Here is a 16,813-nt window from a genome sequence, read left to right as displayed (position 1 = left end):
CCAGCGGGGTTTGGTGTGAAAATGAGGGGCGAACCTCCTGGGGAGCTCAGCCCCACCTGATCTCACACCCCCCACGATTGGAGTCGTGGGCGGACCTCGTGCCATTTTGAACCGGCATCTGGTAACGTTGCCACCGTCCCAGACGTCTAAAGGGCGAAACGCGGGGTAACAAAGGAGGCTTCTGACAATGCCATCACCGCCGCTTTTGCACGTTCGCACCGTCACGCGTGAAGGCCGACCGGTAGCGGGAGCGTATATCCTGCTGTGGCGCATGGTACCCGCGGGTAAACTGAAGCCCCTGTCGGGGGAGTGGAGAACCTCGTCTTCTGGCGAATTGCGCACCCAGCTTCCCCTGTCTTCTGAACTGCTCTCCGTTGCCAGCGAGAACCGAACACCCCTGCGCTTTCTGGTGCTGGCATGGCATCCCCAGGCGGGCTGGGCGTGGAGCATCGGCACGCTCGATTCGCTGAAGGACGTCAAACTGCTTCTCACTTCGGGGGGACGGACCACCTTCACCGTGCAAAACTGCTTCGGCGATCCCGCAAAGGGGCTGAAGGGAAGAACTGTTCAGTTGCGGATACCCGGGGTGCCCGCACCGGTAGACCTGCCTCCGATGCCGGACGCCGTTTTTCAGACCGATGCGCATGGCAAGCTGAGAGTGCTGTTACCGGAAGGGGCGACAGCTTTCTGGGCGTGGGGCGGAGAACTGCCTGAGGGGATGCGCCAGAGGTTTCGCGACCCGATGCCGCTCCACGCCGCGCCAGAGCTGCGGGTGCGCTACCATTTGGGCACACGAGAGGTAAGCGGCAGGCTGATAGACTCTCGCACGGGGCGACCATTGCACGGGGAGGCAGTGCTGTTGCATACGGAACCGGGCAAGTGGTTCAAAAGCGTTCCTTCCGACTACCTGACCTTCACCGACGCGCAGGGATGGTTCTCCGTTTACCTGCCTCATTACGCCAACGGACCCGTTGTGCCGACGGTATGTCGCCTGCCGCACGGGGCAGAGGTCTGGGCGAGTCTGTCCCCGCCTGGCACACGCCCGCCCATGCAGGCAGCCTGTGAGCGATGGGAGCTGGGAGAAATTGCCATCCACCCGCCGGACGGCGTTATTGCAGGCGAGGTCAGGCGATCCGACGGTCAGCCGGAGCCTTTCGCACTGGTTGTCGCGCAGGGCAAAAAGCCACCTGTGCTGGCGAGGAAGCAGGAAATCACCTGTCGCGTTGCCACCTGCAACGGACTGCGCAAAACCCTGCGACAGCAGATGGGCACCGCTTCACCCTTCGCCTGTACCCTTACGGATGCACAGGGACGGTTCCGCCTGCCGGTGCGATCGGGCGAGTGGCAGCTGCGGGCACACCCGACACACGCGCCTCGCGAGCCAGCAGGTGCTTCCATGCTGTCTCTGCCCTGCCAGATGCCTTTCGTGAGCACTGATACCCGATGGGTAACTGCACGGGTATCGAGAGGTCAAACGGTGACAGTGCAGCTACCGCTCAGCGCGGGCGGTTGGGTTCGTCCGGTACGGGTTTAGTTTCACGGTAGCAGACCCCGATGTCTGCCCCCTACCCGTATTGTCCGTATTTGCGCACCAGTTGCACTACCTGCGCATAGCGGGCGAGGCTGACCGTTGGCGGGATGGAGTGGTCGCTGTGGTACATGTAACCGCCTCCCTCCATCGCCACTGCCAGTTTGCTGCGTATCTCCTCTTCCAGCTCTTCGTCGGTTCCGTAAGCCATCACGTCCGCGCTGATGTTGCCGAAGAAAACGATTTGCGTGCCGTAGAGCCGCTTCAGCTCGCGCACATCGTTGCCTGCCCGCGCCTCCAGCGGCTGGATGGCGTCGAACCCCGCCTCAATCAGCAGGGGGATGAACTGTCGCACATCACCGTCGCAGTGCAGCAGCATCGGTATTCCCTGTGCCTCGCACCATGCCTTTACCTTAAGGTGACAGGGCATCAACAGTTCGCGGTAGGCACGGGGCGAAAAGAGCATCCCGTTCTTATAGCACAGGTCGGAGAAGAACCACAGTCCGTCGAAGGTGATGCCTCTCTGCACGCACAACTCGCACATCCCCAGCAGGAAGTCGGTGTAGGTATTCAGGATGTCGGCGATGAGGTCGGGCTGTTCGGCGATCAGGGGCAGGGCGTTCTGGAAGCCCATCAGGTGGTCCAGGATGTACCACATTGGCTCCACCGGCTCCGCCACCACGAACCAATCCCGCTCACGCCAGGTGCGGTAGTTCTGCAGCATCCAGTCCGGAATCCGGTCGGGGCTAGCCTGCAGGCGGGCTTTCACCTTAAGCCATTCGTCCCAATTCCGGACGGTGCATTCCAGTCGGGCGGGTGGGGCGTACGAATCTTTCCATTCCTTGACCACCAGCCCGTTGGCGTTGCGGTAGATGCGCCAGCGGTCGGTCTCTTCCATCATCTCTACCGGCAGCTGCAACGAGCCATCGAAGCCGAAACGCTCGATGCGGTCCAGCCCGAAATAGTCCACCGGATCTGCGCCTTCAGGCAAGCCTTCCTTTTGCCAGCGGAGCAGCGTCTCGGGCCAGAAGGTGATGTCCAGCATGGGCACGCGGTCAGGGATACCGCGTTTCAGGGCGATTCGGATGCGTTCTCTTGAGTTCATGCGTTTAGCCCGTATTCTGCAGGAATGTACAGAGAACCGTAGTTCAAATCTGCCCGCTGGCGGAGCGCATCGGCGTCTTCCGGCAGGTCGGCAATGGCGTCTTCGATCATGCCCAGCCACCGCTCCTCGCGCGGCTCCAGAGCGATAGTGCCTTCGCTCACCGCACGGCGTATCTCCCCTGCGGCGAATCGTGCCATCGCCAGCGTGCGGGCGTAGTGGTCATCGCCAGCCTCCACGATGCGTTTGCCTGCCTCATATACCACCCTGAGATCCAGCATGAGCGCCTGCGGGTCGCGGTAATGGTCGGATAGCACCAGCAGGTCACGCAGAGCCTTACCCTGCCCCTGTTCGAGGGCAGTGTTCATCAACCGGCAGTCATAGGCGAGGATTTCGGTGAACACCGCTGGTGCATAGCCGCCCAGCAGGCGCACATCCTGCACCGACTCGTTGCTCCACAGGTCACACACCGCCGCGGCGATATTGCCCAGCGGAGAAGAGTGGGCACACGCGCTGGATTTGCCCTCCATGCTGACAGGCACGCCGGTAATGGCTTTAATCACCGGGTTCTCATAGCCACAGTCTTTCAATGGACCCGTTGCGCCCATTTCCACCGCCACCAGCGAGCGCGGCACGGTCATCAGTCGCACCACCGCTGCCAGCACTTTAGGCAGCAATCCCTGGTGCGCCAGCTGCATCGCCGTATTGCCGAAGCCACAGGCGGTGTCGCCGCCGGGCACCACCTTGTGGCGGTGCGCGATGTCCACGATAGCTGCCCACAACGTCTCCATGTCGCGCGGCGCCAGCACGCCCAGCGCGAAGGCGATGCCCTCCATATCCCCCTGCACCAGTGCGTGGTCGTTGACCTCTTTGCCACCGGTGCTTTCGATGGAGAGAATATCCGCGCCCGCCTCCGCGCACCGTTCGAAGGCTGTCAGCATGGTGGCGAACAGATGCCCGCTACGCATTCGGGGCGGACGTTCCTGTTCGCGGATGTCGGCGATGGTGACGCGCAGCGCGGAACGCAATCCGTACCTCTGCCCGAACTGTTCCATGACCTGCTTGATGTCCGCAGTGACCAGCGCGCCCCAGTCGGGGTGCAGGGTGAGCTCGTACAGGTGCTCCAGTTCCAGCACAATCGCAGAAAGCCCCTGTTGTACGGCGCGGGTGAGGATGCGTTCCACCATCTCGCGGAACCGCTGGCGCACATCGGGGAGCGTCTCTTCACGTATGGACATCGGCGGCAGGGTGAAGTTGACCTCGGGGATAACCTGCCCTGCCCCAATGAGCACTCCGTTCCCACAGGCGAGAGGCTTTGCCGCCGAACCGAAGAGCATCTCCTCCGCAGAGGCGTAGACCATTTGCGTAACCGGCTTGCGAGAATCTGGCATCATGAACCTCCTGTCAAAGGCCTGCTAGCGAAGATAATTTCCGTACCCTTTGGGGCAAATCCTGTGCCACCTGATTCCGATACGTGACAGCTGCAAGCGGATGATAGCTTGCCCTGTGGAGCGGAGAGCGTGTATAATGGCGTCAGCATTTCGATCGCTCGAACAGGAAACGCGGGATGGAAGGTGAACCACTGGTACTCTCCGTAGACGTGGGTACCACGAATATCAAAGCGGGGGTCGTCGACGCGCACGGGCGGGTGTTGCGGGTGGTTCAGCAGGAGCTGCCCCTGGCGCGCGATGAGAACGGCAAAGCGGAACACGACCCGCACCTGTTATGGGAAACCTTTGGTGCAGTGGCGCGGCAGGTCACCGAAGGCTACGGGCAGAAGATACGCGCCCTGGTGCTGTCCGCATACCAGCTCAGCCTGCTGGCAGTGGATGAAACGGGTGGGACGCTGACCGGCATTATCACCCTTCTGGACACGCGCCCCCGGCAGACCTATCCCCGGCTGATGGAGCAGATAGACGCACACCAGTTATACCAGCGCACAGGTTGTCCGCCGCTGTTCCATTATCCGTTTTCCAAAATCTTCTGGCTGAAAACCACCCATCCCGACCTTTTTGCCAGAGCGCGGTGGCTGGTGGGGGCGAAGGACTATCTGATTTACCGGCTGACCGGGCAGTGGGTGACGGAAGCCAGTTTGGGCACGGCAACGCAGCTGATGAACCTGCACAGTCTGCGATGGGATGAGGTTGCGCTGGGCGTGCTGGAACTGGACGCCGGGCGACTGCCCGAGCCGGTGGAAGCAGATAGGGTGCTGGTAACCCTGCCTGAGGAGGTTTGCGCCCGGCTGGGTGTGGCAGAAGGATGCCGGCTGGTGCCGGGCGTGTACGACGGGGGTGCGGTGGCTATCGGCATCGGTGCGCTGGTGGGAGGGGCTGGGGCAATCAATCTGGGCACTACCGCGATGTTGCGCGTGGCAATGCCCCAGCCGGTGCTGGACGCCGACCCCGCGATGAGGCTGCAGACCTGTTACCTTGCCTGCGGCAGGTGGTTTCCGGGTGGAGCTATCAATAACGCGGGCATCACCTTGCGCTGGCTGCGTGACAGCGTTTTGGGTATGGACTACGAGGCGATGAACCGCGAAGGAGAGCGCGTTTCCGACACGGCGGGGCTGTTCTTCTTGCCCTTCCTCAGTGGGGAACGCAACCCGCAAATCGGCAATGCCGCATCGGGAGTGTTTTTTGGACTGCGCGGCTACCACACACGGGGACATGTGGTTCGGGCGGCAATGGAAGGGGTGTGTTTCGCCCTGCGCATCGTATACGACGCATTGCGAGAGAACGGTGTGGTTCCGCGGGAGATTCGCATCGGTGGTGGTGGGGTGCGTTCGCCGTTGTGGATGCAAACGATGGCGAATGTGCTGGGAATCCCGTTGCAGGTGAGCCAGGTGGAGGAGCCCGGGCTGGTCGGCTCGGCGATACTGGGGTATACTGCTCTGGGCGTGTATGCGGATGTAGAGCAGGCAACGCAGGCAATGGTGCGAACCGGCAGGCAGTACCTGCCTCAGCAGGATGCGGTGGAGGCGTACGCGGAGAAATACCGGTTCTTCCAGCAGCTGATGGATGACCTGGCGCAGGCTTTCCAGAGACACGCCCGTCTTGTCACACCATGAAGGAAAGGGAGCCAGGATGTTCAATAAACCTGTAGCCGCAGGAGGTGGATTATGAGCTATATCGAGGAGCTGTTCTCGGTGAAGGGTAAAGTGGCTTTGTTCACAGGTGGTGCCGGTGTGCTGGCAGGCGCCATTGCGAAAGGCCTCGGCAGGGCGGGAGCGCGCATCGTGCTGACCGACATCGCGCCGCTGGAGGTGCGTCTGCAAGAGTTGCGCCAGCTGGGTCTCGAGGCGTACGGCTACTGCATGGACGTGCTGGATAAAGCGGATATCGAGCGGGTGGCAGAGCAGGTGAAACAGGAGGTGGGCACGGTAGATGTTTTGTTGAACGCGGCGGGCGGCAATATGCCCGAAGCCTCCACCTCGCCTGACCGGCGTTTCTTCGACCTGCCCGTAGAAGCCCTGCAGCAGGTGGTGAACCTGAACCTGTTTGGCGGGGCGATACTGCCCAGTCAGGTATTTGCGAAGCAGATGCTGGAGAACGAGGCGGGCGGTGTCATCATCAACTTCTCGTCCATGTCGGCGTTCAAGCCGCTGACGCGCGTGCTGGGCTACTCCGCAGCGAAGGCGGCGGTGAGCAACTTCACGCAGTGGTTGGCGGTGCATATCGCGCAGGAGTACTCGCCCAAAGTGCGGGTCAACGCCATCGCGCCTGGCTTTTTCCTGACCAAGCAGAACCGCTACCTGCTGCTGGACGAAGCGGGCAACCTGACGCCGCGCGGGCAGGCAATCATCGCGCACACTCCGATGGGACGCTTTGGCGAACCGGACGACCTGGTAGGCACCATTATCTGGCTGGCGTCGCCGGCGAGCGCGTTTGTCACAGGAGCGGTTATTCCGATAGACGGGGGGTTCAGCGCGTTTGCGGGAGTGTAGGGGGGTACACTCCCGCCGAGCTGCTAGAACTGGAAGAGGCTATCGGGCAAGCCTTCGTTCACGTACAGGTTCACGTAGGTGGTGACGCCGCCCAGCTTGCCTTCGGCGTTGTACACCTCTACCCGCGTGGGTACCCAGATGCCCGGTGCGGCTTCTACCGGGTTCTTGTAGTAAAAGGTTGCCATCAGCTTGCCCTGCTGGTTATACCACTGCCGCTTGACCACCGTGCGGGTTTTACCATCCATCCACACGATGTGTTTGGAAGTGTCGTCGGAGTTCGCCCACGTCAACTCAAACACCGGGTAGCGCACGCCACCCTCCTGATCGTAGCGCAGGAACTTCGCGTTGACCAGCTTCATGAAGCTGGGCGTCAGGATTCCGAAATCCATCAGCGATTGTCGCTTGCCCGGTGCGTTGCTAATGTCGTCGGTGTGTTTGATGGGACCTGCCGAGACGTGCTTGTAGTTGCCGTTGATGATGTACACCACATTGACCACGCCCACTTTGCTCTCCAGCCGCATCCTGGACGGCTCTTTATAGCGGGCGGTCATCTGTTTGATGCGGTATGAGTTGGCGAAATCTTTATTTATCTTTTCCAGCTCGCGCTGGTTGGCAGCCTGCTGTTTGACGGTAGCACGCAGGTCGTGCAGACGGGTCTGCACGTAATCGTTAATATCCTGCGATTGCGCCATCGCAAAACCGGCGCCATACCACAGTAAACCAAGCAACAGTATCCCTCTGCCGAGCATTCCACACTCCTTTTATCCGCCTTTTGGTTTTCTGCGCAAATATAGACGACAGCACCCCAGCTGGGGTTACCGCCGTCCACGCCACTCCAGCTCTACTCGAGACGCTTCAGACGCTCCAGCAGCTTCGCCTGCTTCTCGAGCAGCTCGGAATGAATCGCCTGCTCCTTCTCCACCACCTCGCGCGGCGCGCGCTGCAGGAACTGCTCGTTGTTCAGCCTGCCTTTGACTCGCAGCAGCTCTTTTTCCAGCGAAGCCAGCTCCTTCTGAATGCGCTGCCGCTCCTTCTCCAAGTCTACCGCCTCCAGCTGCAGGTACACGTCCGCCAGTTCACAGTGCGTAGCAACCGCTTTGACGCCCTCCGGCAGGCTCTCCACGACGGTCATCGGCTCCACCCGTTGCAGGGTGCGAATCACTGGTTCGTACTCCTGCAGGAGTGCAGCTGCGTGCGGCGACGACGGCACGACAAACACATTCGCCTTCAGCGAAATGTCAAAGCCTATCTCCGTACGCAGGGCACGGATGGTACGCACCGCCTCTATCAATCGTTGCATACGTGCTTCTGCCTCCGGCGCGTTCCACTGCAGCTGCTCTGTCGGGAAGGGGGCGACCATGATGCTTTCGCCTTCATGCGGCAGGCTCTGCCAGATTTCTTCCGTGATGTAAGGCATAAAGGGATGCAGCAGGCGCAGGGTATGCTCCAGCACCACGCTCAACACACGCTGGGCGACCTCCCGCTCAGTGCCCCCTGCGTTCAGGCGCGGTTTGCACATCTCGATATACCAGTCGCAATACTCATCCCACAGGAACGAGTAGATGGCTTTGGCGGCGTCGTCCATGTCGTAGCTTTCCAGCGCGCTGTTGACCGTGCGGATGGTGTGGTTCAGACGGCTCAGTATCCAGCGGTCGATATCGTTCATCTGCTCGTCTGCAGGCAACGAACCGTCGAACCGCTGGCGGAACCCCTCGTCCAGATTCATCAAGACAAAGCGGGAAGCGTTCCAGATTTTGTTGCAGAAGTTACGTGCCTCTTCTACCTGACTGTGCCTGCCATGCTGGATGCTGGCGAAGCGGATATCCTGTCCCTTCGCGGTGCGCACCAGCAGGGCGAAGCGCAGCGCATCTGCCCCATACATCTCAATCAGGTCCAGCGGGTCTACACCCGTTCCCAGCGACTTACTCATGCGCCGCCCCTGCTCGTCCAGCACGGTGGCATAGATGTACACATCGCGGAAGGGCACGTCGTTCATGAAGTACAGCCCCGTCATTATCATGCGCGCCACCCACAGGTAGATGATGTCACGCGCGGTAATCAGCACGGAGGTGGGATAGTAAGTTTTCAGGTCGCCGGTCTGCTCGGGCCAGCCCAGCACGGCGTGGGGCCACAGCGCAGAGGAAAACCAGGTATCCAGCACGTCTTCGTCCTGACGGATGGATTTGCCATCCGCCTTCTGCCGTGCCTCTTCTTCCGACCGCGCGACGATGTACTCCCCGTCTTCGGTAGTCCACACGGGGATGCGGTGTCCCCACCACAGCTGGCGCGAGATGCACCAGTCCTTGATGTTCTCCATCCAGTCCAGATAGGTACGGGCATAGCGGTCAGGGATGAAGCGGATGCGCCCTTCTTTCACCGCGTCGATAGCGGGCTGGGCAATGGCTTTCATGCGCACGAACCACTGCTCCGATAGCAACGGTTCGATGACCGTATCGCAGCGGGCGCAGGTTGCCACGGGCACCACATAGTCCTCTACCTTCTCCAGCAGCCCCTGCTCCTGCAGGTCTTGCAGCACCTTCTCGCGTGCCTCGTAGCGGTCCAGACCAGCGTATCGCTCACCTGCCTCATCGGTCATGCGCCCGTGTTCGTCGATGACCACCACCTGCGGCAGGTTATGGCGCAATCCACACTCGAAGTCGTTGGCATCGTGTGCTGGCGTGACCTTTACCGCGCCGGTGCCGAACTCGGGTTTGGCGTAATCGTCGGCGATGAAGGGGATTTCCCTGCCCACCAGCGGCAGGAGGATGGTCTTGCCGAACAGGTGCTGGTATCGCTCGTCGGCGGGGTTGGCGGCAACGGCGGTGTCGCCCAGCATCGTCTCAGGGCGAGTGGTCGCGACCACCACATGTCCGGAACCATCTTTGAACGGGTAGCGGATGTAGTAGAGCTGCGACGGCTGGTCTTCATGCTCCACTTCGATATCGGAGAGGGCGGTCAGGCAGCGGGGACACCAGTTGATAACGCGCTTGCCCCGGTAGATATGCCCGTCCTCCCACCAGCGCACGAAGCATTCCATAATGGCGTTCACATAGCCTTCGTCCATCGTGAATCGGGTGCGGCTCCAGTCGAAGGAACATCCCAGCCGCTGGAACTGGGTGAGGATGACCCCGCCGTATTCGCGCACCCAGTCCCACACGCGCTCTAAGAACTTCTCTCTGCCGAGGTCGTGGCGCGTCAGCCCCTCGCGGCGCAATTGCTTCTCCACCACGTTCTGGGTGGCGATGCCCGCGTGGTCGGTGCCGGGCACGCACAGGGTGTTGTAGCCCTGCATCCTGCGCCAGCGGATGAGGGTATCGTGGATGGTGTAGCACAGCGCGTGCCCGATATGCAGGGAGCCAGTGACGTTCGGTGGGGGAATGGTGATACAGTATACGGGTTTTCCAGGCGCGGGATTGGGTGCAAAGTAGTTTTTCTCGCTCCAGTAGCGATACCATTTCTCCTCCACTTGCGTGGGGTCGTACACTTTCGGGATATTGGTCGCATCCGCCATGCGCTTGCCGTCTCCTGTGAAAAAACTTCTGCCTTACAGATTATACTGCACGCGCGAGCAGGGGGGCAAGGTTGGGAGGAGGTACGCCAACGTCACTCAGGGTGACTGTTGTTCTGGAGGGACGATTGCCTTGAGAGCTTCGATAAGGGAGGGAAGGTCGTGTTTTACGGTAGCGTACACAATACGCCAATCTATCGCGTCATAACCGTGTACGACACGGTTGCGCATGGAAACAGCTGCAGCCCATGGGATTTCCGGGTGCTGGGCACGTGTGGCCATATCCACACGATTGGCCGCCTCCCCAATGATGACAATCTGGCTGAACATGAACCACTGGGCATCTTCGTCGGCAAGGAACTCTTCCTCCGTACTTGCACCCAGACGGCTGACAGCCCGTTGTGCTGCAATCAACATATCCAGCATCGCCGCTGCGGGGTCATGCGGCATAGATGACCTCGGCACTATCCAGTATCGCTTGGCGCCGGATGTAGTTCGCGCTGCGCTCGATGCCGCTTCTGGGGACAAGCTGCACGCGGCGTCCGAAAAGCGCGGCAAACTCTTGCTCCGCCTCATATAGTTGCATCAGCGACCATCTGGCATCTGGAGCGAAAGTAACCAGCAGGTCGACGTCGCTTTCACTGTGGAAGTCTGACCTCAGTACCGAGCCGAACGCCTCCAGCTTGACGATGCGCCACTTACGACAGAGGCGTTCCAGCTTGCGTCTATCCAGCCTTAACGCGCCCACCCGCATTTTGCGTACGCTCCTGAAGCCGTTTGGAGCATGCATCCTGATTATACTTCACCTTCGAGCGGAGGGGCAAGGCAAAAAATGCACCACAGAAGGTCTCTATCACCCTTGACATTTATCCTGACTAAAGGTATCATCATAGTAAACTAATGCAGGAGGCGTTTGCAATGAACCTGTACCTCATCGAGAGCAGTTGCAATGGTGTAGAGCGTGCGCTACTCGAACAGCGACTTCAGGCAGTGGAAACGCGCGCCGAGCTGCTGGAAGCCCAGGCGAGCGCACAGGACAACCGCCTGTATGTGGTGTTGCTGGCGTCAGATGAACAGGCGGCACGCGAGGCGTTTGCCCGCAGCGGCTTGCAGGCAGAGCTGGTGAAGCAGGTGCGGCTGGTCGGGCAGGATTTGGAGACCGTACGCCAGCGCAAAGCGCGAGCGAACTACCTCGTAGAGTGGAACCTGCCTGCGGGGTTAACGATGGAAGCCTATCTGAAGCGCAAGGCGGAAAAGTCGCCGCTGTATGCTCAGGTGCCTGAGGTGAAGTTCGAGCGCACCTACGTCTGCGAGGACATGAGCAAGTGCCTGTGCCTGTATGACAGCCCCGACGAGCAAACAGTGCTGAAGGCTCGCGAGGTAGTCGGTGCGCCTGTAGACCACCTGACCACCATCCAGAACGTGCGATAAGGAGGCATACCGTGGCAGCACAAACGATACGCGAGCAGCTAGCGGCATCCGCGCTCGCGATGAACGAAGGGCATGGGGATGCCCACCACGCACTGCAGCTACTGGCGGAGCAACGCTACCTGCACCACGGCGTGCCCCGAGAAATGGGTGGCGAGGGCGACACCTTGTGGGAAGCGGTGCAAGCCATTGCCGAGGTCTCCGCAGAGTGTCTCACCACAGCGTTTCTGTTCTGGTGCCAGCGGGTGTTCATCGAGTACCTGCTGCACACGCCCAACACCGACCTGCGCGACACCCTGCTGCCTGACCTGTTAACCGCCCGCCGCGCGGGAGCGACGGGACTATCCAACGCCATGAAGTATCTCGGCGGTCTGGAGCCACTGCGCACGCGGGCGGTGTTGCATGAGGATGAGATTCAGCTGGACGGTCATCTCCCGTGGGCGTCGAATTTGCGGGTCAATCGTTTTGTAGTGGCTGTGGCAGCGCAGGTGGACGAACGGCAGGCAATCGTGGCGGCGGTACCCGCGGAGGCGCAGGGAGTGGAACGGAGCGAGACGTTTCAGCTGCTGGGCTTGCAGAGCTCCGAGACCGCGTCGTTGACGCTGCGTTCCGTGCGGCTCCCCCGACGCTGGCTGCTCAGCGACAACGCGCACGACTTTCTCCAAAGCGTTCGTCCGCGCTTTCTGCTGTTACAGTGCGGGCTGCCGATGGGCATAACGCGGCGGGCATTGCAGGAAGCATCGGCGAAAATGCAGGGTGCGAAGGCGATTCTGGAACAGCGGGTGGAGACCGCCTGCCGACAGTGGCATCGGCTACAACGCCGCACGCAACGGCTTGCGCAGCAGAGACGATACGGACAGTCCGACCTGCGTCGGCTGTTTCAAACACGCATCCAGTGGGTGGATCTGGCTGTGAAGGCGGCGCAGCTTGAACTGGAAGCGGCGGGTGGTGCGGCGTACTTCCGCGACAGCGGCACCGCGCGACGCCTGCGCGAAGTTACCTTCCTGCCGGTGCTGACGCCAAGCACCACCCAGCTGGCGTTGCAACTCAAACAGTCCCAGAAGGAGCCTGCAGCGCGATGAGCAACGCCCAGCCCCTGCTGCGGGTCGCAGACCTGACGAAAGTGTACCGCACGCGCGACGCGGCACTCGTTGCGTTCGAGCATATCTCCTTCGAAGTGCGGCAGGGAGAGATTGTGTGCCTGCTGGGTCCCAGTGGCTGTGGCAAATCGTCGCTGCTGCTCACCATCGCTGGACTGCAGCCCGCAGACGCGGGGGAGGTGCTTCTGAACGGAAACCCGCTGCGCGAGCCACACCCTGACGTGGCGGTCGTGTTCCAAGACCCCTGTCTGCTACCCTGGCGCAAAGTGTGGTCGAACGTCGCTCTGGGGTTGCAGATGCAGCGGGAGAAGTTACCCGCCGCGGTGTTGCGTCGCAGGGTAGAGAGCGTGCTGTGTGCTGTGGGGCTGGAGGCGTTCGCACGCCACTATCCCCACCAGCTGAGCGGCGGCATGGCGCAACGGGTTGCGCTGGCGCGGGCGTTGGTGCGGAACCCCTCCCTGTTGCTGCTGGACGAGCCGTTCGCCGCGCTGGATGCCCACACCCGCCACCATCTGCAAGGCACCCTGCTGCAGCTGGTGCACCGGCAGAACACGACCTGCCTGCTGGTCACTCACGATATCGACGAGGCGCTGTTTCTGGCAGACAGGGTACTGCTCATGAGCGCACGTCCAGGGCGCATCGAGCAGCAGTGGCACATCAACGTGCCGCATCCGAGGCAGTATCGAGACCCCCAGATGATACATCTTCATACCACGATTGTCGAGCATCTCGCCAGACACAGTACACTACGTGAAGAGGCGAAGGAGGTTGCGGATTGGGTCATTTGAACTGTTGTCAGGCTTTCTCGATGGCGGCGATTGGCGCGTTACTGGCGCAGACACCCTCGGCATCCCAGCGTGCTAAGGAACAGCCGGTGCGTATCGGCTACCTGCCCATCACCGACGCCGCGCCCCTGCTGGTGGCACATGCACGCAAAATGTTCGAAGCGGAAGGGCTTACTGCGGAACAACCCCGCCTGTTCCGCGCCTGGCCGAATCTGGTGGAAGCTTTCATCGCGCGGCAGGTGAACGTGGTGCATATCCTGATGCCTACGGCTATCCTGCTGCGTTACGGAAATCGGTTCCCCGCGAAGGTGGTGGCATGGAATCACACCAACGGCTCCGCCATCACGGTGCAGCCGCAGATTCGCTCCCTGCAGCAACTGGGTGGACAGCAGGTAGCCATTCCGTTTTACTACTCCATCCACAACGTGATACTCCAGGAGCTGTTGCGCCGAGAGGGGCTGCAGCCTGTGCTGCGTCCACAGGGGAAAAAGCTGCGCGAGAACGAAGTGGGGCTGGTGGTGATGCCGCCCCCTGAGATGGTCTCTGCCCTGGCGAACCGCTCCATCGCTGGCTATATTGTGGCAGAACCCTTTAACGCCGCCGCGGAAACCAACCGCGTCGGGCGGGTGCTGCGGCTGTCTGGGGATGTGTGGCGCGACCATGCCTGCTGCGTCGTGTTGATGCACGAGGACGACCTGCAACAGCGACCCGATTGGACGCAGGCGGTGGTGAATGCCGTCGTGAAAGCGCAGCAGTGGATCCGCCAGAATCGGATAGAAACCGCCCGCCTGCTGTCGCGAGAGGCAGGCAAATACACGCCTCACCCGCAAGCAGTGCTGCTGCGCGTGCTGGTGCAGTACGACCCCGTTTTCTACCAGCACGAGGGTGCCATCCGGCACAAAGCGTGGCGGGTGCCGCGCATCGACTTTCAGCCGTATCCCTTCCCTTCGTATACGGCGTTGCTGGTGCGCCTGTTGCAGCGCACGCAGGTGGAGGGCAACCGCGACTTCCTGCGCACGCTCAAGCCCGAGCAGGTGGCGCGGGATTTAGTCGATGACCGTTTCGTGCGCAAGGCGATTGCCGCCGCGGGCGGGACATCCAGTTTCGGGTTGCCCAGGCAACTCACCCGAACGGAGGCGTTCGAGCCGTGACCACTGCGATGCATTCCGCCGCTCTACCTTCCGCCCGATGGCATCGGAAGCTGTTGCCGCTGGCTGGGATTGGCGTGTTGCTGATGGGGTGGCAGGTGTGGAGCTTATCGCGCGGGGCGGAAGGCGTTCTGGCATCGTTTGCTCCCCTGCCCACCTTCCGCAGTTTGTGGGACCTGCTCAGCACTGGCGCGTTGACGCCACACATCGCAGTCAGCCTGAAGCGCGTGATACTCGGGCTGGCCATCGGAAGCGCAGTCGGGGTGCCGCTGGGCGTGTTGCTGGGCACAGTGGGCTGGCTGGAACGCGCCAGCACCCTGGTGTTGCAGCTGCTGCGCATGATTTCCCCACTGGCGTGGATGCCCATCGCCATCATGGTATTCGGTGTGGGCGACGCGCCAGCTTATTTTCTGATTGGCATCGCGACGGTGTTCCCCATGATGCTGAACACACGGGCAGGCATCTCGCACATCGATAAGCAGTGGATACTGGCAGTTCGCAGTATGGGCGCGCGCCGCTGGGAACTGGTGCGTCTGGTGTATTTGCCTGCGGTGTTAACCCATGTATTGACTGGCTTTCGGCTGGCGGTGGGCATCGCATGGATTGTGCTGGTTCCAGCGGAGATGCTGGGGGTTAGCGCAGGTCTAGGTTATTACATTCTGGACACGCGCGACCGTCTCGCCTACAGCGAGATGATGGCGGTGATCCTGGTTATCGGTGGGCTGGGCTATTGTTTCGATGCAGCCGCACGGTGGTTGTCGCGTCGCCTGACCCCCCATCTACAATCGGAAGCAGGATAATCGGATAGACATAACCAATATCAGTGTGAAAAGGAGGCATGTGTCGATGAGAAAAGTCACCTGTTTCGCTGTCGCCGCGGTTAGCCTGCTGATGGTGGCGGCGACCGCCCAGCAACCCACCATTCAGGGCAGCTGGCGCTTTCGTGTGGAGGACTGGCAGTGGTTCAATGTGCAGGGGTTCGACTCCGACTACACCTATGCCCATTCTCTACTGCGCCTTGCACTGAGCGGCAGCTCAGGGAACTCTGTGTGGACTGCCGAGCTGGCGCAAGCGTCGCTGTTCAGCCTACCGAACGCTGTTGCGCCGCCCCCCGCGGGACAGCTGGGACTCGGCGGAACTTTACGAGCGGTCAACGGTGATAACCGCGCAAGCCTGTTCCTGAAACAGTTGAGCATCCAGTGGAAACGGGATTGGGGAACCGTTCAATTGGGGCGGATGGAGTATGCCGATGGGCGCGAGGTCACTGTCAAAGACGCGGGATTGAACTGGTTGCACACGAACCGAATCAGTAACCGTCTCATCGGTCCGTTCGGTTTCGCCCCTGTGACTCGCTCGTTCGATGGGGTATTGGTTCAGCTGGGGAGTGACTCATCGCGCTGGGTGGCGTTTGCTGCTTATCCCACGCAAGGCGCTTTCGACCTGAACGGCAACCCGACACTGACCCGGGTGAACCAGCTCTATCTGGCGTATGCGCGCGCCCACGAGAAAGGCGGTACCAATTACGACTGGCGTCTCTTCTGGGGATGGTTTCGCGACTCGCGCGATGTGCTGAAGGTGGACAACCGCCCACTGGCTGCACGACAGGCAGATACCGACGAAGTGCGCGTGTGGACACTGGGCGGACACTGGGTGCAGGATTGGAACAGCGCCGCCGGTCGGGCTGACCTGTTGTTGTGGGCAGCACTGCAGGGCGGGGAGTGGGGGCGTTTGAGCCACTCCGCATACGCGCTGGCGGCAGAAGCGGGTTTCCAGTTCCCAACTATGTGGAAACCCTGGGTGCGTGTCGGCTACTACCTCGGTTCCGGCGATGGCGATAACGCGGACGATACACACAAGACCTTCTTCCCCGGTACTTTCACGCCACGCCTGTACGCCCTGACCCCGTTCTACAACACGATGAACCTGGAAGATACCTTTATACAGGTGATGTTGACGCCGCATCCACGCTGGTCTCTTCGAGCGGATTTCCATCGCCTGCGTCTGCAGCGCAGCGAAGACCTGTGGTACGCCGGAGGCGGCGCCTTCGACAACGCCACCTTCGGCATCGCAGGCAGACCGTCCGGGGGCAATCGCGACCTCGCGGATGTGTTCGACATCTCCCTGAACTACCGTGTCGATGACAACCTGCAGCTATCGGTCTATAAAAGCTGGGTTCAGGGCAGAGGCGTTGTCCGTTCGGTCTATCCTGCTGGCGACGACGGCGGGCTATTTTTCATCGAGGCGAACTATCGGTTCTGACGCCTTTGGTGC

Annotated in this window: 15 protein-coding genes; 9 read left to right on the top strand and 6 right to left on the bottom strand. The window is 61.1% G+C overall.

Annotated elements, in window-relative coordinates:
• The first annotated feature begins 187 nt into the window (after positions 1–187).
• Positions 188–1,534 carry a hypothetical protein gene (locus K6U75_01865; protein ID MCL6473790.1) on the top strand — a complete coding sequence of 449 codons (1,347 nt, stop codon included), beginning with the start codon at positions 188–190 and terminating at the stop codon, positions 1,532–1,534.
• Positions 1,535–1,565: 31 nt separating this feature from the next.
• On the opposite strand, the gene K6U75_01860 is transcribed toward K6U75_01865, so the two are convergent.
• Both K6U75_01860 and K6U75_01855 read right to left on the bottom strand, forming a co-directional pair.
• Positions 1,566–2,633, bottom strand: a complete 1,068-nt coding sequence (locus K6U75_01860; GenBank protein ID MCL6473789.1) for a hypothetical protein — start codon at positions 2,631–2,633, stop codon at positions 1,566–1,568.
• On the bottom strand, positions 2,630–3,991 hold the full coding sequence (locus K6U75_01855) for a hypothetical protein (GenBank protein MCL6473788.1): 1,362 nt from the start codon (positions 3,989–3,991) through the stop codon (positions 2,630–2,632). The genes K6U75_01860 and K6U75_01855 overlap by 4 nt, the downstream gene beginning before the upstream one ends.
• A gap of 206 nt (positions 3,992–4,197) precedes the next feature.
• Between K6U75_01855 and K6U75_01850 the strand changes: the two genes are divergently transcribed.
• Positions 4,198–5,697, top strand: coding sequence for a gluconokinase (locus K6U75_01850; GenBank protein ID MCL6473787.1), 1,500 nt, complete (start codon positions 4,198–4,200; stop codon positions 5,695–5,697).
• 51 nt (positions 5,698–5,748) lie between these two features.
• Positions 5,749–6,573 carry an SDR family oxidoreductase gene (locus K6U75_01845; GenBank protein ID MCL6473786.1) on the top strand — a complete coding sequence of 275 codons (825 nt, stop codon included), beginning with the start codon at positions 5,749–5,751 and terminating at the stop codon, positions 6,571–6,573.
• A 23-nt stretch (positions 6,574–6,596) separates the two neighbouring features.
• On the opposite strand, the gene K6U75_01840 is transcribed toward K6U75_01845, so the two are convergent.
• From K6U75_01840 to K6U75_01825, 4 genes are all read right to left on the bottom strand, one after another.
• Complete coding sequence (locus K6U75_01840) at positions 6,597–7,322, bottom strand: outer membrane lipoprotein-sorting protein (protein MCL6473785.1); 726 nt, start codon at positions 7,320–7,322, stop codon at positions 6,597–6,599.
• A gap of 92 nt (positions 7,323–7,414) precedes the next feature.
• Positions 7,415–10,084: a valine--tRNA ligase gene (locus K6U75_01835; GenBank protein MCL6473784.1), complete on the bottom strand. Its 2,670-nt coding sequence runs from the start codon at positions 10,082–10,084 to the stop codon at positions 7,415–7,417.
• Between the two features lie 96 nt (positions 10,085–10,180).
• Complete coding sequence (locus K6U75_01830; GenBank protein ID MCL6473783.1) at positions 10,181–10,531, bottom strand: DUF86 domain-containing protein; 351 nt, start codon at positions 10,529–10,531, stop codon at positions 10,181–10,183.
• Positions 10,521–10,835, bottom strand: coding sequence for a nucleotidyltransferase domain-containing protein (locus K6U75_01825; protein ID MCL6473782.1), 315 nt, complete (start codon positions 10,833–10,835; stop codon positions 10,521–10,523). The genes K6U75_01830 and K6U75_01825 overlap by 11 nt, the downstream gene beginning before the upstream one ends.
• A 164-nt stretch (positions 10,836–10,999) precedes the next feature.
• Here K6U75_01825 and K6U75_01820 point away from each other — a divergent pair, with 164 nt between their 5' ends.
• From K6U75_01820 to K6U75_01795, 6 genes are read left to right on the top strand one after another with little or no spacing between them, the layout of a single operon-like run.
• On the top strand, positions 11,000–11,512 hold the full coding sequence (locus K6U75_01820; protein ID MCL6473781.1) for a DUF4242 domain-containing protein: 513 nt from the start codon (positions 11,000–11,002) through the stop codon (positions 11,510–11,512).
• 11 nt (positions 11,513–11,523) lie between these two features.
• Positions 11,524–12,591, top strand: a complete 1,068-nt coding sequence (locus K6U75_01815; GenBank protein MCL6473780.1) for an acyl-CoA/acyl-ACP dehydrogenase — start codon at positions 11,524–11,526, stop codon at positions 12,589–12,591.
• Positions 12,588–13,397, top strand: a complete 810-nt coding sequence (locus K6U75_01810; GenBank protein ID MCL6473779.1) for an ABC transporter ATP-binding protein — start codon at positions 12,588–12,590, stop codon at positions 13,395–13,397. The genes K6U75_01815 and K6U75_01810 overlap by 4 nt, the downstream gene beginning before the upstream one ends.
• 20 nt (positions 13,398–13,417) lie before the next feature.
• Entirely contained in the window at positions 13,418–14,545 is a 1,128-nt protein-coding gene (locus K6U75_01805) for an ABC transporter substrate-binding protein (GenBank protein ID MCL6473778.1), read from the top strand.
• An 8-nt stretch (positions 14,546–14,553) separates the two neighbouring features.
• Positions 14,554–15,342: an ABC transporter permease gene (locus tag K6U75_01800; GenBank protein ID MCL6473777.1), complete on the top strand. Its 789-nt coding sequence runs from the start codon at positions 14,554–14,556 to the stop codon at positions 15,340–15,342.
• A 46-nt stretch (positions 15,343–15,388) separates the two neighbouring features.
• Complete coding sequence (locus K6U75_01795; GenBank protein ID MCL6473776.1) at positions 15,389–16,801, top strand: alginate export family protein; 1,413 nt, start codon at positions 15,389–15,391, stop codon at positions 16,799–16,801.
• Positions 16,802–16,813: the final 12 nt, after the last annotated feature.

It is taken from the genome of Bacillota bacterium, from assembly GCA_023511455.1.
Lineage (GTDB): Bacteria > Armatimonadota > HRBIN16 > HRBIN16 > HRBIN16 > HRBIN16.
The sequence above is the reverse complement of the archived record's forward strand: the minus strand, read 5'-3'. Positions and strand labels throughout refer to the sequence as shown.